This window comes from Micromonospora sp. SD19, from assembly GCF_054462275.1.
This window is the reverse complement of sequence record NZ_JBTLMN010000001.1, coordinates 991297-1012061: the sequence shown is the minus strand read 5'-3', so window position 1 is coordinate 1012061 and position 20765 is coordinate 991297. Positions and strand designations below refer to the sequence as shown.

Below are 20765 nucleotides of genomic sequence, written 5' to 3'. Positions count from 1 at the left end.
CGCCTCCTGGGGAGGTGTGCAATGAACGTCGTGACGGGCAGACGAGCGGCGCGGGACCACGAGGACCGTCCCACCGGACCGGCGGTCGGCGACGACCCGGGGCGCGAGCCGGCCGTGCCCCGGGTCACCGGGGTCGCGCCCCAGCCCCGGCTGGTGCCCGCCGACCCGGGTGGGCAGCGGCCCACCCCGGCGGGGCGGTCCGCCACCCCGGCCCGCCCCACGCCGGCGGCCCCGTCGCCCACTCCGGCCCGGCCGACCCCGGCGGCACCCGCACCCAGTCCGGCCCGGCCCGCCCTGTCCGGCCCGCTCGCCGCCTCGGTCCCGGCCGGTGGGGAGTCCGTCGAGGTGGAGCCGACCACCGGGGCACCCGTGGACGCCGTGCCGCGTCGGGTGCCGGTGCGGCAGCAGACCCGCCGCCAGCGGGCCCGCCGGCCGGACGACACGCTGGACGACGACGGTGACGCCTTCTGGGCACCGATCGAACAGGTGCACTGGGACGGCACCCCGGTCCGCAAGGACCCGGCACCGGCGCGGTTTCGCGGCTTTCGGCTGCTGCTGCGGCGGGCACCGAGCCGTACGCCCCCACCGCCGGATCCGCTGCCCGGGCTCGCCGCGCTGGTGGTGCTGAGCCTGGTCGCGGCCTTCTTCGCCTGGGTCAGCGCGGGCCCGTTCTGGCTCGCGGTCGGGCACGCCCGGTCGGGCACCGTGGTGATCGACGACTGCTCCGGCGGCGGGCTCACCCAGCGGTGCCGGGGGATCTTCACACCCGACGACGGGCGGTTCATCGCCCATGGTGTGCGCGTCGGCGGTGTGCCCGCCGACGGGAGCGCGGCCGGCACCCGGCTGCCGGCGCGGATGACCGGCCCGGACAGCGGCACCGCGTACGCGGACGTCGGCGTGGGCCGGCACCTGCGGTGGCTGCCCGGTCTGCTGGTGGTGCTGGGCTGCACCGCGGGCATCGTCCGGTGGACCGGTTCGGCCCGGCTGCCCGGCCGCCGGCACCGCCGCTGGGCGGTGGCCGCCGCCGTCGCCGGCCCCACGCTCATCACCGTCGGCTTCCTGGTCGCCGCGTGGTGATCCCGCCGTCAGGGGAGCCCGGTCCCCTCGGTCAGCTGTGCACGATCGTGTAGACGTCCCGGCGGCGCAGCGCGTATTCGGTGGCGACGTCGGTGATGGCGTCCCGGCGGGACCGGCCGGCGGCCTCCCGTTCGGCGACGGCGGCGCGCAGGGTGTCGTCGTCGGGGCGTTCGGGGGCGGTCACCGGCGCCCCGGCCACCACCAGCGTGATCTCTCCGCGCGGATCCCCCTCGGTGGCCCATCGGGCCAGCTCGCCGAGGGGGCGGCGGAGCACCTCCTCGTAGGTCTTGGTGAGTTCGCGGCAGAGCGCGGCCGGCCGGTCCGCCCCGAACGCGTCGGCCAGGTCGGTGAGGGTCGCCCCGATGCGGTGCGGCGCCTCGAAGAAGACCAGAGTGCGCTCCTCGGCGGCGAGTGCGCGCAGCCGCGATCGACGCCCGCTGGGGGTGCGGGGCAGGAAGCCCTCGAAGCAGAACCGGTCGCAGGGCAGCCCGGAGACGGCCAGCGCGGTGGTGACCGCGCTGGGACCGGGGGCGACGGTGACCGGCGCCCCGACCTCCAGCGTGGCGCGGACCAGCCGGTAGCCGGGGTCGGAGACGCTCGGCATCCCGCCGTCGGTGACCAGCGCCACCACGTATCCGCCGAGAATGGCCTCGACCAGCTCGGGGGTACGCCGCTCCTCGTTGCCCTCGAAGTAGGAGACGATTCGACCACCGACGGTGAGGTCGAGATCGCGGGCCAGCCGGGTGAGCCGACGGGTGTCCTCGGCGGCGACCACGTCGGCGCTCATCAGCACCTCCCGGAGTCGGGCCGAGGCGTCGGCGGGGTTGCCGAGCGGAGCACCGAGCAGAATCAGGCGCCCAACTTCGGACATTTCACCCACGGATTCGTCTCCTTCATTGCTGGGAATACCGGTATCAGGGACGACGGACGCCACCGGACACCTTGGCAGCCTACGATCGCCGGGTGACGAGTGCGTCGACAGCGCAGAGCCCGAGCGCGGACCCGGACAAGATGATCCAGGTGTCGGGCGAGCCCGGTGCCACCCAGGAGCCGACGGCACCGAGCGCCGAGGGCGGCGGGGTGGCCGCCGCGGTCCGGCGACGGTTCGCCACCGTCGACACCCAGGCGGACCGGTTCTCCTGGCTGGCCACGGCAGTGGTGGTGGCCATCGCGGCGATCCTGCGCTTCGTCGGGCTGTCCAGCCCCAAGGGCAAGATCTTCGACGAGACGTACTACGCCAAGGACGCCTACGGGCTGATCTCCCGTGGCGTGGAGTGGAACTACAAGGACAACGTCCCGTCGTACGTGGTGCACCCGCCGCTGGGCAAGTGGTTGATCGGGCTCGGCGAGTGGGCCTTCGGCTACCAGGACGCCGACTCCAAGGTCTCCGTTCCCGGGCACCTGATGACCACCGCGCCGGAGTTCGGCTGGCGCTTCTCGGCCGCGGTGATCGGCACCCTGTCGGTGCTGCTGCTGGTTCGCATCGGTCGGCGGATGTTCCGCTCGACGGTGCTCGGCTGCGCGGCCGGCCTGCTGCTCGCGCTGGACGGCTTCCACCTGGTGCTGTCGCGTGCGGCCCTGCTCGACATCTTCCTGCTCTTCTTCGTGCTGGCCGCGTTCGGCGCGCTGGTGCTCGACCGGGACGCCCGCCGTCGACGCTGGGCACGAGCCCTGGACGACGGGCTCGATCCGAGTCAGCCGGGTCGCGCCGGCCGCCCGCCGACCGGTTGGCGCACCTGGCCCTGGTGGCGGCTGGCGGCCGGGGTGCTGATCGGCTGCGCGTGTGCGGTGAAGTGGAGCGCTCTGTACTTCGTGCCGGCCTTCGCGCTGCTGGTGCTCCTCTGGGAGGTCGGCGTCCGCCGCTCGGCGGGGGTCCGCCGGCCCTGGCGGGACGCAGTCGTCGACGAGCTGCCCTGGCTGGTGCTCGCCGGCGTGGTCATGGTCGGCACCTACCTGGCCACCTGGTCGGGCTGGCTGCTCACCGACGACGGTTACTACCGACTCGCGTCGGCCTACCCGAGCGCCCCGCTCAGCGACCGCCCGGTGATCGGCCCGCTGATCAACCTGTACGAGTACCACCGCGCGGCGTACGGCTTCCATGCCCAGCTCGACGACGCGCACAAGTACCAGTCGTGGCCGTGGCAGTGGTTGCTGCTGGGCCGACCGGTGGCGTTCCACTACGCCAACAACGGCGTCTGCGGGGCGCCGACCTGCGCCTCGGAGATTCTGCTGCTCGGCACCCCGCTGCTCTGGTGGTCGTTCCTGCCCGCCCTGGTGGCGCTGGTCTGGCTGGGTGTGGCCCGTCGGGACTGGCGGGCCGGCGCGATCCTGCTGACCGTGGCCGCCGGGCTACTGCCGTGGTTCTGGTTCGCCCTCGACGGCCGGACGATGTTCTCGTTCTACGCCGCGCCCGTGGTGCCGTTCCTGGTGCTGGCGGTGGTGTACGTGCTGGGTGCGCTGATCGCGCCCGCCGGGGGCGATGTGGGTGCGGTGGCACCGCTGGTGCCCGGTGACCCGAGTTATGAACGCCGGCTGGTGGGCAGCATCGCGGCGGGGGCGTACGTGTTGCTGGTCGGAGTCTGCTTCGCGTACTTCTATCCGATCTTCGTCGGCCGGGTGATCCCGTACTCGGACTGGCTGTCCCGGATGTGGCTCGACGGTCGGTGGATATAAGCATCGACAGGCGACGCGCCGCTCAGCGCGACGGGAGAAGGGCCCGCACGCCGAAGCGTGCGGGCCCTTCTGACAAAGACGCGCGCCCCGATCGCCTGCCACGGGGGAAGCGGGCGATTGGGGCGCGCAAGAAGAGCTTAACCACCGGGCACCACCGGCACAACGGGTCGACTTGGGTCAGATTTCCGACGGATGGTGGCCGGACCGCCACCTTTCCTTGAACAGTTGACCGAGGGTGACCCGGCGTGGACCCAGAGCGCGGACGATGCCGGCCCGCGGCGACGGGTGACCAGGCCGACGGCGTCGGGGCTCGGACCGTCCGCAACCCAAGTGATCATCCAAAGTGGATCTCACTACACTGCGGGCCGTGATCAACTTCAGACGATCGACGGCCGTCCTTCTCGGACTGCTGGCGACCACCGCACTGGCCGGGGCCGCCCCGGCGCAGGCCGACGGGGAGCCGGCGCCCGAGCCGCCCCGGGTCGAGCTGGTGCTCGACGTCAGCGGGTCGATGCGCGCCGCCGACATCGACGGACGCACCCGGATCGCGGTAGCCCAGCAGGCCTTCAACGAGGTCGTGGACGCGCTACCCGAACAGACACAGCTCGGCATCCGGGTACTCGGCGCCACCTACCGCGGCAAGGACAAGAAGGTCGGCTGCCAGGACACCCAACAGATCGTGCCGGTCGGCCCGGTGGACCGGTCCGCCGCCAAGGCGGCGGTGGCGACACTTCGCCCGACCGGGTTCACCCCGGTCGGCTTGGCGCTGCGCTCCGCCGCACAGGACCTGGGCAGCGGGAACACCACCCGGCGGATCGTGCTGATCACCGACGGCGAGGACACCTGCGCGCCGCCGGACCCGTGCGAGGTGGCCCGGGAACTGGCCGCACAGGGCACCAGCCTGGTCGTCGACACCCTCGGTCTGGCCCCGGACGAGAAGGTCCGCCGGCAGCTGCTCTGCATCGCCAGCGCGACCGGCGGGACCTACACCGCCGCGCAGAGCGCCGAGGAGCTGACCGACCGGATCAAACAGCTCGTGGAGCGGGCCGGCGACACGCACACCCGGGCCCCGACAGTGGTCGGCGGCACGAACGCGTGCGACTCGGCGCCACTGCTCGCACCGGGCGTGTACGCCGACCGGGAGTCGTTCTCCGAGCACCGCTACTACCGGGTGCCGATCCGCCCCGGCCAGGAGCTGCGGGCTTCGGTGAGCATGGCGTTGGACCGTGCCGTCAACCGGGACTACGGGGTGCTGCTGCGGGCCACCGCGGCCGACGGCCGGGAACTCGTCCGGGGTGCGGACGCCGGCAGCGGACGGGCCGACGTGCTCTCCGCCGGGCTGCGCTGGTCGGCCACCGCCGACGATGAGGATGCCGCGGACACCGAGGAGAGTTCGGCCCCGGTCGTCGAGCCCACCACCGTTTGCCTGGTGGTGAGCAACTCGTTCGCCCCGCGTCCCGGCACCGCGGCGACCCCGGGCATGCCGGTGGAGTTGACCGTCGACGTGGTCGCCGCCGCACCCGCACCGGACGGACCGGACCTCGGCCGGGGCTGGGTGCTGCTGGCCCTGCTCACCATCGCCGGGCTGATCACCGGTCTGCTCGCCGGCCTGCTCACTCGCTGGTGGGTCGCCACCTGGAGGGAGAACTGATGCGTAGCGCACTGTTCCGGTCGATGGCGGCGCTCCTCGCCGCCGGTGGGGCCGCCCTGCTCCCCGCCGCGGCCGTCGCCGCACCCACCCCCTCCCCGGGTGCCACGCCGGTCAACCGTGCCGGCACGTCGTTCCTCACCGCCACCCCGATCACCGCGGGACAGCCGGTACGGGTGGACGCCTCGATCGGCGACCACCTCTACTGGTCGTTCCCGGCAACGGCCGGTCAGGTGCACGAGATCACCGCCACCGTCACCTTCCCGAAGGGACGCGACGGGGCCTCCACCTGGACCGTCGACGTCTTCGACGGGCTCCGCCGCCGCCAGGCGTGCACGGCGGGGGCCCAGACTCCGACGGTGGACGCTAAGGCGTCGACGGTGGTGCTGGGCTGCACGTTGCGCGAGGTGCGGCCGTGGGCGGAGCCCTGGTCGGCCGACCCACTGCCCGGCACGTACGTCATCCGGCTCTCCGTGATCGACCTGCCGGAGCCGGATCTGGGTGCGCCGATCGACGTCGACCTGCTGGTCGGCACCGTCGCCGACCGGGGCACCTCGGCCGACGACGGCGAACTGGCCGCCCCGCTGGTGCCGAACACCAAGGCCGGCACGGTGCTCACCGCCGTACCCCCGGTGGACGCGGAGGCCGACGACGAGGGCGACCCGCTGACGGACTGGTTGCCGGACCTCGGCTCGCGCTGGGTCTGGACCGGCATCGGTGGTGCGCTCGCCGCGGTGGCTGGCGTGTGCGGCTTCGCGATGACCCGGCGGCCTCGACGTCGCTGAACGCCCCTCTGGTGGCCCCGCCCAGCGGTGGGGCCACCGGAGGTTCAGCTACGCCGGGAGCCGCGCGGCAACCAGCCGATGAACCGGTCCTGGAGCGACATCACCGGGGCGGCGCGCAGATCTTCGGTGGCGGCGGCGAGGCAGGACCCCAGATAAACGCTGAGCATGGCGCGATCACCGCCGTACTCCGCCAGCAGCCGGCTGCGCTTCGTCGCGCACGGCCACTCGTCACCGCAGGAGCCGCAGCTCCAGCAGGGGGTCTTCGGGGCGTGATCGTCAGCCGGCACCCCCGGCCGTTGCGCACCATCGGTCATCGCACGTCCTTCCAGATGTCCACGGGGCTGGCCGCGCCGGCCAGCGTTGATGGTGGTCCCCCCGGAGCCATCAGGGAGGGCGCTGCGCGTCCCTCCGGTGTTACATCTTTGCGGTACTTTCAGCGGTCGTGGGAGTCGGAAATTTGACGGTTGGCCTGATCTGCCATTCCTACCGACCAGTAGGCAATCGGAATGCGTGACCTGCTGCCACCGACGGTCGCGGTTGCCATCGCCGGGCCCGACGACTGGACGGGCGAGTTGCTCCCCGCTGAGCTGGCATGTCTCAGCGAGCGGGCCGCGCAGACCCGTCGGCGGGACTTTGCCGCCGGGAGGATGTGCGCCCGCCGCGCGTTGCGCGACCTCGGCCTGGCGATGACCGCGGTGCCGGCCGCCGCCGACCGCGCGCCGGTCTGGCCGGCCGGGGTGGTCGGCAGCATCACCCACACCGCCGGCTACTGCGCCGCGGCCGCGGCGCACACCACCGACGTCCGGTCCGTCGGAATGGACGCCGAGCAGCACCGCGAGATCAATCCGGGAGTACGCAGACTCGTGCTGCTGCCCGAGGAGGAGGCCGCCTGCGCGCGGCTACCCGGCGGCACCTGCTGGCCGGTCGTGCTGTTCAGCGCGAAGGAGACCATCTACAAGGTGTGGTACCCGATCGTCCGCGACTGGCTGGACTTCCACGACGCGCGAGTCGAACTTGATCCGGATGCCGGCACGTTCACCGCCCGGATCGCACCGACCCGGGTGGACGCGGCACAAGTCGCCGACCCGCCCTCGTCGATCACCGGCCGCTTCGTGATCGCCGACGGGCTGGTCCGCACCGCCGCCGTGCTCGGCCGGGGCTGACCCTGCTGGCTACCGCTCCAACCGGGCAGCCCCGCTCGGGCGTCAGTGGGCGTAGCGGCCGAGCAGGTACACACTGAGCCGCTTGCCGTCGCGCACCGCCACCACGTGCCCGGTCACCACGTCCCCCTGGCGCTGGTAGACCTGGTACGACGGCGCGTCGAAGCGCCACCCGACGGTGTCCGGGATCGCTTCGGCGGGAAGCGGGAACCCCGCATCGGTGGGCGCCATCGCCGGTGGCTGCGCCGGTGCGGCGGCCCAGCCGTCGAGGATCCGGTCCAGGCACCCTGGCGACGTGGTGAAGTGCAGGTACAGCTCGCCCATCGGTCCGGTCATGTCCTCGGCGTTGCTGTATCGCAGGCCATCAACGTCACACGGCAGACTGACCTGGTAGTGCGGCAGGATGTCGTCCTCGAAGTCGCCCCGGGTCACCCCGAAGATCCCGTCCGGGTGCCGGTAGGGCCGTGGACCCCAGAAGTGCGCCGGCGGGTAGAGCGCCACCGCCGACCCCACGACGACCAGCACAATCGCTCCCCAGCGCCAGAGCCGTTGTCGGGAGCCGCGCACCGTCGACCCCGTCGCGGGCCGCGCGTCCGCACTCGTGGAACTGACGGGGTGAACCTCCCGGCCCGCACCGGAGAGCACCTCCCGCACGACCGACCGGAACAGCGTCGCGGTGTCGGCGATGAACCGGAGCCGGCCGACACCGAGCAGACGCAACGCGGCGCCGTGCCCGAACGCGACCACGACGGCGGCACCGAACAGCAACACCCACCAACCCGCGGCCACCACCGTCCGTAGCGGTCCAGCACTCTCGGCCCATCCCTGGCGCAACCGCTCGGTGTGGAACGGCACGTGCCTCTGCTCGTCGACCAGGATGCGGGCACCCACGTCCGAGAGCAGCGGATCATCGGTGCCGTCGCGGACGGCTCGGTAGTAGCGCAGGGCGACCACCTCGGCGACCATCAGCGTCATCAGTTCCAGTCGCAGCCCCAGGGCACGCCGGATCGTCACGAACACCCGGTCGGTCCAGTGACCGTCGATGACGTCGCCGCCCGCGCTGAGCAGCAGGTGCTTGAGGAGCCGGGCGTGGTTCTGCTCCTCGGCGACGAACAGTCGGACCGCCGCCAGATAGGTCGGGTCACCGGCCCGCTCGCTCTTGCTGATGAGATTCACGCCGTCGCCGTCTTCACCGGCCTGGAATCGTTGCAGGCTCCGGATCAGCGCCGGCGGCAGCGGACCCCCTGCACTCCACTGTGGATCGGGTCCGTCCCGGCGTCGCTCGGCGTTCTCGGTGAACTCACGTACCCAGGCCTCGAAACCCATGTCTTTTCCCCCGTTGTCTTGCAACCATTCGGCTACCGCGCCCACGCCTCGGCGTCGGTGACGACCGGCTGCCCGGTGCGTACCGATTCTTCGATGGCGAGGCTGATCAGGTGGTCCTGGCAGGCTTCGGCGAGGGAGTACGGAGCGGGGCCTTCCTCCCGCGCCCACGCCCCGGCGCGAGCGACGATGTCGGCCACCGCGATGTCGTCGTCGGACATCCCGCTACCGACAAAGGGATTGCGGTAGACCACCTCGCCGTCGAAGCTGATGTGCTTCAGGTCGAGCCCCTCCAGGTTGAGGTCGAGACCCGTCTGGCGTCGCACCAGTGACGACTCCACCGGCGTGGTCGGGTCGACCAGCCGGACAACCCGGTCGTCCACCAGCTCACCGCGCGAGCCGCGCACCACCAACCGGCGGGTACGCAGCGGGTTCCACCACTGGTTGTCGGTGAAGTCGTACAACCCCATCCGCCCGCCGAAGTCGATCGTCGCGAGTGTGGTGGAGAGCTGCTGCGGTGTGTCGTCACCGCTCCAGCCGGTCGGTGAGAGCGGGTTGGCCAGCGGCGCGACGAAGGCGCGCGCGTTGACCTCGGCGCTCTCGTGACCGACGCCGAGCAGACCCCGGATCAACGACACCGCGTGGTACAGGTGGGTCGACGAGATCTGGACCGAGGTCGGTTCGCCGAGCACCCCGGCGCGGACGAGCGCCAGCCGGGCCGCGTGCCCAGGCATCAGCAGGTACTGCTCGGCAACCTGCACCAGACCGCTGCCCCCGACGTCGGCCCAGAGCGAGCGCAGACCCGCCAGGTCGGCGGCGGGCGGCGTCTCGGCGAGCACCGGTACGCCGGCCGCGACCAATTCCCGGGTCGCTTCCGGTGTCACGGACCACGGCACCGACACGATGACGAAGTCCGGCCGCTCGTGGGCGAGCAACTCGGCGGTCGTCCGGAAGGTCCGCACACCCCAGTCGGCGGTCACGGCAGCTCCCCGCGACTCGGTACGCGTCACCACCCCGGTCACCCGGAACCGCTCGGGAAGCAGCCTGGCCAGGCGAAGGAAGAACTCACCTCGCCAACCACTGCCGACAATGCCGAACCGGGTCTGCGCCACCGACGTCATCTGGGCTCCTCACCTAGAGGTCCGGATGCTAACCGTTGCCGGGCCGTGTTTTTCGCTACGGTTGCCCTGATGACCATCGACTCGTTACCGGCCGGACCCGCGTCGGCGGCCGTCGAAGTGACCGGCGCAGGTCCGCAGCTCGACTACTACCTGGTTGGCGCCCGCGACTCGACCACCACTGTGGAGGGCATCCTCGTCGAGGAGTTCACCCGGGACCGCGACTTCGTCACGACAGGGCTGGCCAGCGCGGGTTGGACCCCGCAGGCAGGCTGGTGGAGTTCCGCGTCGCTGAGCCGCGACATCCGCACGAACCCCGAGATGCTGGCCCGGGTGGTCCCCACCTCCCGCCGGCAGGCCGAGGACGTCCACCGCGCGCTCGGCGGTGGGCAGCTGCCGGACGAGACACTGCTCCGTACGCACTTTCTCGACCATCAACCGATCGCGAGCGCCCCGCCGCTGCGGCTCGGCCCCGCCCAGCCGCCGGCCGGCTTCCACGAACGGCGGGTGTACCGCGTCCTCTTCGCCAAGGACCTCCGCCCCGACCAGGTGGCCGCCCTCCGCACGGCCTGGCGGACACCGGCCGCCGGCACGAGCGCATCCGGCACGAACGCGTCCGTCGCGAGTGGTCGTCTCGATGGGCACGGCGACCAGTTCAGCTGGGACCTGCGCCGCGTCGGCCACACCCTCGCCTGGGGCCTCGACGTGACCGCACTGCTGGCGACCGATGCCACGGCGGCGCTCGGTTCGACACTGTCCGCGTTGACGGACGTCCTGCGGCAGCACGGTCTGATACCCGTGACGACCGAACGCTTCTCCTAGGGCCTGTTTCATAAGGGCGGTCGAGCCGAGGCGGAGTCCGGGCGGCGATCCGGCAAGGCGCGGTTTCGTCCGGATACCGGTGTCGTATCCGGACGAAACCGCAACGCCGCCGGTCGTCGTCCGGGCCCGCCGCAGGCCGGCCAGTTCTTATGAAACAGGCCCTAGGCCGGGCACCGACCTAGCCGACCAGACTGGAGGCGCGCGTGTCAGTCGACCTTGAGGCAACAGTGGCCCGGCCCATCTCCCTCGCCGAGGTGGTGACCGCCGCGCGAGCCACCCTGGCCGAACTGCTCGGCATGACCACGACGCCCGAGCTGATCATCGTCACCGACCGACGCTACGAACAGGGACGCCGCGTCGATTCCGGACGCCGCCTCGACGCGGCGGAACTGCGGGCCACCACCATCGGCGACCGCATCGATCGCACGCCCGACGGCATGCCCGGTGCGATCCACCTTGAGGTCGATGTCGCGGGCTTCGAGGACAGTGTCTGGCTCCTGGTGATCGACCACGAACCGGAGACCGACACTGGTCCGGAGGCCGTCTTCAGCCCGTACCGCACGTGCGTGGGTGTCGTCGTAGCGCTGGCCATGGCCCTTGCCGTCACCGACCTCACCGGCGGACAGTTCACCGACGACCAGATCCGGCTGCTGCGGCCGGGCCACTCCGACCCGCGTCAGGTGGTCACCGCGACTCGACTGCCACCGGAGCCGGGGGACTTCGCCGAAAGATGCGAACGCTACATTCGCCAGTTCGCGCATCTCCGCGGGTGGCCGCGCGACGTGTCCATGCGCCCCTGACGGCGTCGCCCCGCCACCCGAAAGATCGGAAAAGGCCGTCTCCGACTCGCGGAAACGGCCTTTGACCTGGGGTGGAGCTGAGGGGATTTGAACCCCTGACCCCCTCGATGCGAACGAGGTGCGCTACCAGTCTGCGCCACAGCCCCCCACCGGCGAACCGGCTTCGGTCCCACCCGGCTTACACCGGGCGGGCCGGCAGCAAGGCTAACAGGTTGCCGGCCCCCACCGCGAATCCGCCCCCTGCGTGGCGCTCCCGCAGACCCGAAGATCGACTCGGCTTCCTGAAAACCGGGGCATCCCGGACGCCACGACACCCCGACTTTCAAGAACCCGAGTCGATCAAGCCAGCCGGCACCGGGGAGGCAGGGGCCGGAGACCAGCCCAGGCCGGAGACCAGCCCAGGCCGGAGACCGACTGGGCCGGGGAGGCCAGGCCGGGGGTCAGGCGCCTCGGCCGGCCTCGTAGGGGCGGCCGCGGAGACCGCCCGACCGCCGGTACGAGACCGACCCGCCGTTGACCGCCGCCGGCAGGTCGCCCTGCCGGTCCAGGCCCATGGCCGCTCGGCGTACGCCCTCGCGCTGGGCGGCCAGGCGGCGTTGCGCCTCCCGGCGGGCCGCTGCCCGGCGGGCCTGCTCCCGGCGCACCTCGGCCTGCCGGGCGGCCAGCCACGCGGCCTCCCGGGCGCGGGCCCGGCGGCGGCGACGCCCGGCGAGGGCCTGACCCCGCAGGTGGACGACGTACAGGGCCAGAAGCAGGAAGGTGACCCCGAAGCCGACCCAGAAGCCGGGGCTGACGAACAGCACGCCGATCAGCTCGACGACGTTGAGGAGCAACAGGGCGGCGAGCACCCGGCGACGCCGGTACACGGCGGGGGTGTGCTGTCGGCGCGGCGGTGGCCGGCGTCGGGATCGCTTCGGCGCGGGCGGTACGGACCGCAGCCGCCCGGAGCGACGGGCGGCCGGCGGCGCGGAGACCGGCGCACCCAACGTGCCGGTAGTCGCATCCTCGCTGAGGGTGACGACCAGTGAGCGCGGCGGGTGGACGGGTCGCCGTCCCGGCACAGTGCGGCGCCGTCGGCGGCGCTGGAGCACCCGCGCCGTCGACTGCGCCCGCTCCGCCACCAGCCGCTCGGTGGCGTCGTACCGGCGAACCAGCGCCGGGGCCAGGGCGAGCAGACCGGCGGCGGCGAGGACGGCGAGGAGCACCGAGGTCGGCACCCTCACCCCTCCCGTCACCGAATTCGAAGCAACCGTCATCCGACCGCAGGATCTTCCACCAATCACGCGTGGGCGCGTGGATCGTCCGGCCGGGGAGCGCTTGCCGCAGCTTGCAGTTACTTGAGGTTACGGCGCGCCGACCGGGATGCCACCGCGCCGCGCCGATCCCGTCCGTGGGACGAGTGGGAGGATGTGGCGAAATCCTCCTACCCCGCGTTGGCGCGTACCCGGTGCCAGCGGGCCAGCAGGCCACCTTCGGCGGCGATCTCCTCACTCGTCATCGCGTACCCGATGTGGTCCCGCCACGCGCCGTCGATGTGCATGTAGCGCACGTGGTACGACTCCTCGCGGAAGCCCAACTTCTCCACCACCCGCCGGGACGGTTTGTTCTCCGGACGGATGTTGACCTCCACCCGGTGCAGCCCACCCGGGCCGAACGCGTGGTCCACGGCGAGCGCGAGCGCCGTCGGGATCACCCCCCGTCCGGCCACCCGCGCGTCCACCCAGTAGCCGACGTAGCCGGAGCAGAGGGCCCGCCGCACGATGCTGCCCACGTTGATGTGCCCGACCAGCCGGTCCCGGTCGCCCTCGCGCAGGCAGACCGCGAACGGCATGCCCTCACCCTCGCGGGCCGAACGCCGCTGGTCACGGTGCACCCAACGGAACGCGGCCGGCGAGTTCATCTCGTCCCAACTGCCGGGCAGCGAGGACTCCCAGGGCGCCAACCAGGCCCGGTTGGCGCGCCGTACCTCCGACCATGCGGCCGCGTCGGAGCGCCGGTAGGGCCGCAGCAGCACCGGGCCGTCGGCCAACTCCACCGGCCAGCCCGGCGACCGCGCGGGTCCGAAGAGACTCACCCGCACAGTCTCCCGCGCGGGACCGTGTCCCGCGCAAGTGGCCCCACCGGGCCGCGCACACCCACCGCTACGGCCCGACGGTCGCGCGCCCGGTGACCACCGGGTCGACGGACCCGCCGGGAGACCTCACCGGCGGCGGTCCAGCAGCAGGACGTCCACCGTGGAGCCGGCCGCGGCCGTGGTGACCCGCTCGCCGAGCACCAGCAGCCCGTTCGCCTCGGCCAACCCGGAGAGGGTGAACGGGCCGCCGCTGAGCGGCTGGACCGTGTACCCGCCACCGCGTCGCTCGGCGACGTGCGCCGGCCGGAACTCGCGCAGCCCCGCCGGCGACGACACGGTCTCCAGCAGGTGCGCCCGCACGCTGGGCCGGAACACCGGCTCGGCCCCGGCGAGCAGTTGGATGGCGGGACGGGCCAGCACCTCGAAGCCGATCAGCGCGGCACCGGGGTCACCGGGCAGGCAGACCACCGGCACCTCCTCGGCGCCGACAGTGCCGAACCCGAGCGCGGTGCCGGGGTAGAGCGCCACGTCGGTGAAGGTGACCGGCCCGGCCCGGCCGCCCTCGCGGCGGGACAGGATCCGGCGCACCATGTCCCCGGGGCCGGTGCCGGTGCCCCCGGTGGTGATGATCAGGTCGGCGCGCAGCGTCTGGTCCTCCAGCAGCCCGCGCAGCCCCTCCGGGTCGTCGTCGCAGATCCCCACCCGGTACGCCAGTGCGCCCACCTCGGCCGCCGCGGCGGTCAGCGCGTGCGAGTTCGCGTCCACCACCTGACCGGGCTGGCTGCCCCGGCCCACGTCGACGAGTTCGTCACCGGTGGCCACGATGACCACCCGTGGGCTGGGCCGGACCACCACGTGTCCGATGCCGGTCGCCGCGAAGACCGCGACCAGGGCCGGGGACACGTAGGTGCCGGCCCGGGCGAGCAGGGTGCCGGCGGGCAGTTCCTCACCGGCGCGGCGTACCCCGTACCCCCGTTTGGGGGTGCGGAAGATCTCCACCGCGGCCATGCCCTGGTCGGTCCACTCCACCGGGACCACGACGTCCGCGGCGACCGGCAGTGGCGCCCCGGCGGCCACCGAGAAGCACGAGCCGGGGGTGAGACGGACCGGCCGCCAGCTCGCCGCGCCGAGATCGCCGACCACGTTGAGCCGGATGGTGCGACCACCGGGCGTGCCGGAGGGGGCCGGGACGTAGCTCGGCCCCCGACCCCCTCCGGAAATGTCCTCCCAGCGCGCGGCGTAGCCGTCCACCGCCGCCTGGTCGAAGGCAGGGAAGGCGTGCGGCGCGACGACGTCCTCGGCGAGGACGTTGCCGTGCGCCTGGGTGAGGTCGAGGTCGAGTGGTGGCAGCGCGCGCAACCTGCGCAGCACGCTGCCCAGGTAGTCGGCGAGCGGCGTCAACTCGTTCGCGGCCGCCTCGGCGTCGGCCGTCGCGGTCATGTACCAGATCCGCCTGCCGCGTCGGCCTTGACGAAGTCGGCCAGCCAGGACCGGAACTCGGTGCCCAGGTCGTCGCGCTCGGCGGCGATCTGCACCACCGTCTGGAGGTAGCCCAGCGGCATGCCGGTGTCGTAGCGGGTGCCCCGGTAGACGATCGCGTGCACCGGGGTGCCCTCGCTGCGCAGCAGCTCCATCGCGTCGGTCAGCTGGATCTCGCCGCCGCTGCCCGGCTTGGTCCGCCGGATCGCGTCGAAGATCGTGCCCGGCAACACGTAGCGGCCGAGTACCGCGAGGTTGCTCGGGGCGTCCTCCGGCTGTGGCTTCTCCACCATCCCGGTCACCTTGACGACCTCACCGATGTCGGTGAGCTCCGACTCTGCCGGCTCGACGGAGGCGATCCCGTACCGCTTGGTCTCGGCCGGGTCGACCTCGAAGAAGGCGAGCACCACACCGCCGGTGCGGGCCTGCAACTCGATCATCGCCGGCAGCAGCGGCTCCGACGGCTTCACGAACTCGTCGCCGAGCAGCACCGCGAAGGGCTGGTCACCGACGTGCGACTCGGCGTACCCGACGGCGTGGCCGAGCCCGAGCTGCTCGGGCTGCCGCACCGTGTAGATCTCGGCCAGCTCGCTGGGCCGACGCACGGCCGCCAGCCGCTCGGAGTCGCCCTTCTCCTCCAGCCTGGCCTCCAGGTCCGGACGACGGTCGAAGTGGTCCACCATCGACGTCTTACCCCGGCCGGTGATCAGCAACACGTCGTTGATGCCGGCCTGCGTGGCCTCCTCGACGATGTACTGCAACACCGGCCGGTCCACCACCGGCAGCAGTTCCTTGGGCACCGCCTTGGTGGCCGGCAGGAACCGAGTGGCCAGTCCGGCGGCCGGGATGACGGCCTTGACCGCCAGGGGACGGCCGGTTGCGGCGACCGTCGACGAGGGATTCGCTGAGTGCTCCGACATGCCGCGAGACTATCGGCCACGGCTCTGCCGCGGCGGGTGTGGCCCAGAAGACGCGCCGCCACCCGACCCCGGCCGCGTCGCGTCCGGGCCGGCCCGCGCCCCACCCGGGGCGCTGTCCGGCGTGTCGTCGGCCGCATCAGGTCGGGCGTGCGCCGGGCCCACCACCGATTCCGGTACGCCCACCGTCGGGTCGGACCGGGCGGACCCGCCCGGCTCCCGGGTGGCCTGCACCGGCTGGCCGGCGCGCGGCAGTCCGTCGGGTGGGCTCACCGCACCCGCGAGAACCGGGATCTCCCGGGTCGGCAGATCCGAGCGCACCTCGGCGACCCGGTACGTGTCGCGGCCCGCCGCCTTGGCCGCGTAGAGCGCGTCGTCGGCGGCCTCCAGCACCTCCCGCCCGGTGCTGCCGTTGTCCGGGAAGACGGCGATGCCCACCGACACGGTCACCAGGACCGGCCCGGCGTACGCCTCGACGGCGATGGGCGTGTCCCGCACCGCCGCACCGAGCCGTTCGGCCACTATCGCCGCGCCCCGCGCGTCGGTCTCCGGCAGCAGCAGCACGAACTCCTCACCACCCTGGCGGAATGCCAGGTCGACCTCGCGAATCTCCCCGCGCACCCGTCGGGCGAACTCGGCCAGCACGGTGTCCCCCGCAGCGTGCCCGTACGTGTCGTTGACGTCCTTGAACCGGTCCAGGTCCAACGCGAGGACGCTGAGCATCCGCCCGAAGCGGCTGGCCCGTTCCACCTCCCGCCGGATCGACTCACGCAGGTAGCGGTAGTTCCACAGCCCGGTGAGCGGGTCGGTGAGGGAAAGCCGCTGCGCCTCCTCGTGCACCCGGACGTTGTCCACCGCCACCGCCGCGTGACCGGCGAAGGTGCGCAGGGTGGCCAGGTCATCGTCGTCGAACTCGTCGGCGCCCAGCCGGTCGTAGAGGGCCAGCACCCCGAGCGCGGCCGCCGCGCCAGCCTCATCGGCCGCCGCCGAGGGGCCGCCGGGGGTGGCCGGGGCACCGCCGCCCGGGGCAGCGAACGGAACCGCGACGTAGGTGCGGCAGCGTGGCTCACCCGTCGGTGCCTCGGTCGGCTCCGCCCTCCCCCGCTGCGGTTCGCCGGTGGCGGCGACCGCACCGACGATGCCGGCACCGACCGGCACCCGCAGCGTCTGCGGCCCATCGGTCTCCTCGTCCGGCCAGCGCCCGTCCAACCCCTCGGTGCACTGCGCGACGAGCACCCCGCCGGTCTCCACCAGCAGCACGGCACCGGCCCGCGCGCCGGTGGCCCCGATGGCGCTCCGCAGGATCACCCGCAGGATGCGTTGCAGGTCGTGCGTGCTGGCCAGGGTGTCGCCGAGCACCGCGAGATGCCCGCGCAGCTGATCCCGGTTGCTGGTCAGCGCCGCGACGTAGGAGCCGGTCTCCCGGGTCATCCGGTTGAACGCGGCGGCCAACCGCCCCAGCTCGTCGCGGCTGCGGACCGGCACCCGGGCGGTCAGGTCGCCCTGGGCCACCCGGTCGACCGCACCGGCCAACTCGGCGAGCGGCCGGGTGGTCACCCGGGCCAGTCGCCAGGCGGTCAGCACGGCGAGCAGCCCGGCCAGCACGACCACCCCGACCAGCGTGGCGTTCAGCCCCGGTGGCCGTTCACCGGGCACGGAGAGCACCAGCGGCAGCGGCTGCGCGTCGGAGGGTCCGAGCCGGCGCACGTAGCGGCCGTCGTTGGTCTCGGTGACCTGCTCGCCCCGGACGGTGACGGCGGCGGCCAGCACCGCGTCGCGTACGTCGCCGGATTCTGTCGTGTGGGTGACCCGAGCGGCGCGCGCCCCACTGTCGAGCAGGGTGACCGCCACCCCGGTCACCGCGGCCAGCCGCGCCACGAAGGCCGGGTCGACACGTTGCGCGGCGGTCACCGTGCCCAGCCGGGCGCCGGCGCGGTCGTGCAGGTCGACCTGGGCGGCCAGCGCACGGACCGGGCCGGCCGAACCGTCGGTCGAAACTGTGCCGGAGCCCCCGTTCGGGCCCTCGGTCGCGCCTCCGTTCGGGCCTTCGGTCGCGCCTCCGTTCGGGCCTTCGGTCGAGCCGGCGCAGTCCCGCCACGGGGTCGACGGCGCACCGGGCGAGACGTAGGTGACCCGGCCGGACACGTCGGTGATCAACACTGCGGCGGCCAGGCCCCGGCCGACCAGTTGCGCGGCGGCCACAGCCGGCTCGGCGGTGAGCGCCACCGCGTCGGCGGTGGCGCGGAGCTGCTGGCAGAGCGCGTCGACCGAGGTCCGCACCGTGGACGCCGCCACCGCCAGGCGCTCGGTGGAGCGGCTGCGGTCGACCGCCGCGACGGTGGAGGCGACGAAGAGCGCGCCGAGCAGGACCGGCCCGAGCACCACCACGAGGAAGGCTGCCGTCAACCGCCCGCGTAGCGTCACTCGGTCCCCCCGGAAGTTCCGCCTCCGTTGCTTGCGATGCTGACACAGTGCAACCGTGGGAGAGGCGTTGCGTCAGGAGTGTTGCGTGCCGGAATTTTCTGATGAAGCGGAAGTGACCCGGGTGGCGAAGCGGAACAGCCGCGTTGAGCTGCTCGCCCGCCGCCGGTCGCTGCCCGCCGCGACGAGGGCGGCCGCCGCCGGGCGCGTGCAGGCCGAGCTGGTCGCTCTGGTACGCCGGCTGCGCCCGCACCGGATGACGGCGTACGTGCCGGTCGGCGCCGAACCGGGCGGCGCCGACCTGCCCGAGGTGCTGCGGGAGGCGCTGCCGGCGGACGCGGAGTTGCTGCTGCCGGTGCTCCTCGCCGACCTGGATCTGGACTGGGCGGCCTATACCGGGCCGGCTGCCTTGATCGCGGCGGGTCGGGGTATCCGTGAACCGACAGGCGCCCGTCTCGGGGTGACCGCCGTGGCGGAGGCGGAGCTGGTGGTCGTACCGGCTCTCGCCGTCGACCACCACGGTCGGCGGCTCGGGCGCGGCGGCGGCTCGTACGACCGGGCACTCGCCCGGGTGCCCGAGGCAGCCCTGACGGTGGTGCCCCTGCACGACGGTGAACTCGTCGAGGCGCTGCCGGTGGAGCCACATGACCGTCGGGTGCGCGCGGTCGTCACCCCCGCCGACGGGGTGCGTACGCTTGACGGCGGCCCGGGTGCGGCGCACGGTGTCGCGCCCCACACGTCCGCTGGACGAACCCGGGGCGAATGACGCACCATTGGCACTCGAATACGTCGAGTGCCAACTGGCTGAGCCCAGATCCGGAGGAGAACGTGCCCACGTACCAGTACGCCTGCACCACGTGCGGTCACCAGCTCGAGGCGGTGCAGTCCTTCTCTGACGAGCCGCTGACCGAGTGCCCGGCGTGTGAGGGGCGGCTGCGCAAGGTCTTCAACTCGGTAGGCATCGTCTTCAAGGGTTCGGGCTTCTACCGCACCGACTCGCGGGCGTCCGGCTCCGAGACGACGGCCGGCGGCACGGCCAGCAAGCCGGCGAAGTCCGAGTCGTCCTCCGGTGACAGCTCGTCCTCCTCGTCCTCGTCCGGGTCGTCCTCGTCGTCTTCGGGCTCGCCGTCGACGTCCGGGGCGTCCTCGGGCTCGTCGTCCTCCTCGGGGTCGTCCTCGGGTGGATCGGGCGGCGGCAAGACGGCGGCGGCAAGCTCCGCATCCTGATCGCCAGAGGCCCGACCCCACCCGGGTCGGGCCTCCGCCCCACGCGTCAGGCCCCAATCCCACGGGCCGGGGCTTCCGACCCCACCGGTCGGGCCTCCATGCCCGCAGGTCGGGCTCCCGAGCCCACCGGTCAGGCCTCCATGCCCGCAGGTCGGGCTCCCGAGCCCACCGGCCGGCCTCCAAGCCCTCGGGTCGGGTCGGGCTCCAACCCCACCGGCCGGCCTCCAAGCCCTCGGTCGGGCTCCCAACCCCACGGGTCGGCCTCCAAGTCCCCGGGGTCGGGCCTTGATCGACTCGGTTTTCAGGAAGTCGGCCCATCCCGGTCGCCTCGATAGGCCGATTTTCTTGAAGGCGAGTCGATCAAGGGTGGTGCCATAGCAAATCGACCCGGCGGATGGGCGTTTTCCACAGGCCGGGCGGTTGTCCACAGGCGTCGGCCGTGGGTCGGCCGAGGTGGACGGTAACTGCCTAGCCTGCCGTCCATGGGTGCCGCTGCGGCGCTCGGGGACGGGAGGCGGCAGAGGCGATGGTCGATCCGAATTCCGCGCGGGCGTTGCGCCCGCTGCGCCAGCTCGCCCTGCCCCGCTGGCGCACCCTGCTCCGAGCCGGTCTGGTCGCGGCGCTGCTCGGCCTGGCCGCCGCAGTCCTACAGACCCCGGCCGGATGCCCGCCGACAGTCGTGCCCGCTGACGCACCATCCGTGGCCGACAACCCACCCCGGCAACTGCCCGCTGACGCACCATCCGTGGCCGACAACCCACCCCGGCAACTGCCCGCTGACGCACCATCCGTGGCCGACGACCCACCCCGGCAACTGCCCTCCACCGCACCATCTGCGGCAGACGAGCCACCCCGGCGGGTCGACGAGGGCCGCTCGGCCGCCTCCGGCGGGGCATCCCCTCCCGACAGCACCGGAACGGCCGGACCGACCTCATGAGGGTCCGGCCGAGCCGTCGGGGTCAGTCCCAGTGCGGGGGGCGTTCGGCGAGCAGCCAGTCGTCGTTGTCGCCCGACCGCTCGCCCCAACCACGGTCGGTGTCGTCTGAGGTCTGCTCGGGCAGCACCACGAAGTCTTCGCTCAGGTCGACGGCGCGGTCGTCGTCTCCGCGTGCGCCGTGCGTGCCGGGGTCCTCGGTGCTCACGAGCGGCAAGACTAGCGCAGCTCACGCCAGCGGACCGGGCCGCGGACCGAGACCACGCCGACCACAAACAACCAGACTGCCGGGCCCTGCCGACCAGAA

At 73.0% G+C, this 20765-nt stretch carries 20 protein-coding genes, 1 tRNA gene and 1 pseudogene; 10 read left to right on the top strand and 12 right to left on the bottom strand.

The genetic code is table 11. From position 1 onward, the window contains the following. Window positions 1-30: 30 nt before the first annotated feature. A complete protein-coding gene (locus ACX27O_RS04725) occupies window positions 31-1077 on the top strand; it encodes a hypothetical protein (protein WP_458938989.1) in 1047 nt (348 codons plus the stop codon). A 31-nt stretch (window positions 1078-1108) separates the two neighbouring features. Here the strand turns inward: ACX27O_RS04725 and rsmI are convergent, their stop codons facing one another. Further along, the gene (gene rsmI / locus ACX27O_RS04720; RefSeq protein ID WP_247681073.1) at window positions 1109-1948 is read right to left on the bottom strand and encodes a 16S rRNA (cytidine(1402)-2'-O)-methyltransferase; all 840 of its coding nucleotides are present in this window, start codon (window positions 1946-1948) and stop codon (window positions 1109-1111) included. 140 nt (window positions 1949-2088) lie between these two features. Between rsmI and ACX27O_RS04715 the strand changes: the two genes are divergently transcribed. From ACX27O_RS04715 to ACX27O_RS04705, 3 genes are all read left to right on the top strand, one after another. Further along, the gene (locus tag ACX27O_RS04715; protein WP_051708192.1) at window positions 2089-3750 is read left to right on the top strand and encodes a dolichyl-phosphate-mannose--protein mannosyltransferase; all 1662 of its coding nucleotides are present in this window, start codon (window positions 2089-2091) and stop codon (window positions 3748-3750) included. A gap of 367 nt (window positions 3751-4117) precedes the next feature. Further along, window positions 4118-5401: a VWA domain-containing protein gene (locus ACX27O_RS04710; RefSeq protein WP_210857458.1), complete on the top strand. Its 1284-nt coding sequence runs from the start codon at window positions 4118-4120 to the stop codon at window positions 5399-5401. After that, entirely contained in the window at window positions 5401-6183 is a 783-nt protein-coding gene (locus ACX27O_RS04705) for a hypothetical protein (RefSeq protein ID WP_030329139.1), read from the top strand. Before ACX27O_RS04710 ends, ACX27O_RS04705 begins: the two co-directional genes overlap by 1 nt. Window positions 6184-6227: 44 nt before the next feature. Here ACX27O_RS04705 and ACX27O_RS04700 read toward each other — a convergent pair whose 3' ends face one another. After that, the gene (locus ACX27O_RS04700) at window positions 6228-6497 is read right to left on the bottom strand and encodes a hypothetical protein (protein ID WP_036410856.1); all 270 of its coding nucleotides are present in this window, start codon (window positions 6495-6497) and stop codon (window positions 6228-6230) included. A 192-nt stretch (window positions 6498-6689) separates the two neighbouring features. Here ACX27O_RS04700 and ACX27O_RS04695 point away from each other — a divergent pair, with 192 nt between their 5' ends. Further along, window positions 6690-7346, top strand: coding sequence for a 4'-phosphopantetheinyl transferase family protein (locus ACX27O_RS04695; RefSeq protein ID WP_030329141.1), 657 nt, complete (start codon window positions 6690-6692; stop codon window positions 7344-7346). Window positions 7347-7388: 42 nt separating this feature from the next. Here the strand turns inward: ACX27O_RS04695 and ACX27O_RS04690 are convergent, their stop codons facing one another. Together ACX27O_RS04690 and ACX27O_RS04685 are read right to left on the bottom strand one after the other, a co-directional pair. Next, window positions 7389-8669, bottom strand: coding sequence for a ferritin-like domain-containing protein (locus ACX27O_RS04690; RefSeq protein ID WP_458938988.1), 1281 nt, complete (start codon window positions 8667-8669; stop codon window positions 7389-7391). Between the two features lie 32 nt (window positions 8670-8701). Next, window positions 8702-9787: a Gfo/Idh/MocA family protein gene (locus tag ACX27O_RS04685; protein WP_458938987.1), complete on the bottom strand. Its 1086-nt coding sequence runs from the start codon at window positions 9785-9787 to the stop codon at window positions 8702-8704. 69 nt (window positions 9788-9856) lie between these two features. On the opposite strand from ACX27O_RS04685, the gene ACX27O_RS04680 reads away from it, so the two are divergent. Together ACX27O_RS04680 and ACX27O_RS04675 are read left to right on the top strand one after the other, a co-directional pair. Then, entirely contained in the window at window positions 9857-10606 is a 750-nt protein-coding gene (locus tag ACX27O_RS04680; RefSeq protein WP_458938986.1) for a hypothetical protein, read from the top strand. Window positions 10607-10809: 203 nt separating this feature from the next. Continuing rightward, window positions 10810-11406 carry a hypothetical protein gene (locus tag ACX27O_RS04675; protein WP_210857463.1) on the top strand — a complete coding sequence of 199 codons (597 nt, stop codon included), beginning with the start codon at window positions 10810-10812 and terminating at the stop codon, window positions 11404-11406. A 72-nt stretch (window positions 11407-11478) separates the two neighbouring features. On the opposite strand, the gene ACX27O_RS04670 is transcribed toward ACX27O_RS04675, so the two are convergent. The 6 genes from ACX27O_RS04670 to ACX27O_RS04645 form a co-directional block, all read right to left on the bottom strand. Then, window positions 11479-11552 (bottom strand) — tRNA-Ala (locus tag ACX27O_RS04670). A 294-nt stretch (window positions 11553-11846) separates the two neighbouring features. Beyond that, the gene (gene sepX / locus ACX27O_RS04665) at window positions 11847-12623 is read right to left on the bottom strand and encodes a divisome protein SepX/GlpR (RefSeq protein ID WP_036410858.1); all 777 of its coding nucleotides are present in this window, start codon (window positions 12621-12623) and stop codon (window positions 11847-11849) included. A 206-nt stretch (window positions 12624-12829) separates the two neighbouring features. Then, a complete protein-coding gene (locus tag ACX27O_RS04660) occupies window positions 12830-13480 on the bottom strand; it encodes a GNAT family N-acetyltransferase (protein ID WP_030329148.1) in 651 nt (216 codons plus the stop codon). A 126-nt stretch (window positions 13481-13606) separates the two neighbouring features. After that, entirely contained in the window at window positions 13607-14920 is a 1314-nt protein-coding gene (locus ACX27O_RS04655; protein ID WP_030329151.1) for a molybdopterin molybdotransferase MoeA, read from the bottom strand. Beyond that, window positions 14917-15879, bottom strand: coding sequence for a UTP--glucose-1-phosphate uridylyltransferase (locus ACX27O_RS04650; protein WP_357640917.1), 963 nt, complete (start codon window positions 15877-15879; stop codon window positions 14917-14919). Before ACX27O_RS04650 ends, ACX27O_RS04655 begins: the two co-directional genes overlap by 4 nt. Window positions 15880-15888: 9 nt before the next feature. Further along, window positions 15889-18300, bottom strand: coding sequence for a diguanylate cyclase (locus ACX27O_RS04645; RefSeq protein WP_458938985.1), 2412 nt, complete (start codon window positions 18298-18300; stop codon window positions 15889-15891). An 85-nt stretch (window positions 18301-18385) separates the two neighbouring features. On the opposite strand from ACX27O_RS04645, the gene ACX27O_RS04640 reads away from it, so the two are divergent. Together ACX27O_RS04640 and ACX27O_RS04635 are read left to right on the top strand one after the other, a co-directional pair. After that, the gene (locus tag ACX27O_RS04640) at window positions 18386-19063 is read left to right on the top strand and encodes a 5-formyltetrahydrofolate cyclo-ligase (RefSeq protein ID WP_210866606.1); all 678 of its coding nucleotides are present in this window, start codon (window positions 18386-18388) and stop codon (window positions 19061-19063) included. Further along, window positions 19060-19266 (top strand): annotated as a pseudogene (locus tag ACX27O_RS04635) (FmdB family zinc ribbon protein); the annotation flags it as partial. The gene ACX27O_RS04640 and the pseudogene ACX27O_RS04635, both read left to right, overlap by 4 nt. Window positions 19267-19280: 14 nt before the next feature. On the opposite strand, the gene ACX27O_RS04630 reads toward ACX27O_RS04635, so the two are convergent. After that, the gene (locus ACX27O_RS04630) at window positions 19281-19496 is read right to left on the bottom strand and encodes a hypothetical protein (protein WP_458939113.1); all 216 of its coding nucleotides are present in this window, start codon (window positions 19494-19496) and stop codon (window positions 19281-19283) included. 554 nt (window positions 19497-20050) lie between these two features. On the opposite strand from ACX27O_RS04630, the gene ACX27O_RS04625 reads away from it, so the two are divergent. Further along, window positions 20051-20461 carry a hypothetical protein gene (locus ACX27O_RS04625; protein ID WP_458938984.1) on the top strand — a complete coding sequence of 137 codons (411 nt, stop codon included), beginning with the start codon at window positions 20051-20053 and terminating at the stop codon, window positions 20459-20461. 22 nt (window positions 20462-20483) lie between these two features. On the opposite strand, the gene ACX27O_RS04620 is transcribed toward ACX27O_RS04625, so the two are convergent. Beyond that, entirely contained in the window at window positions 20484-20666 is a 183-nt protein-coding gene (locus ACX27O_RS04620; protein WP_030329161.1) for a hypothetical protein, read from the bottom strand. Window positions 20667-20765: the final 99 nt, after the last annotated feature.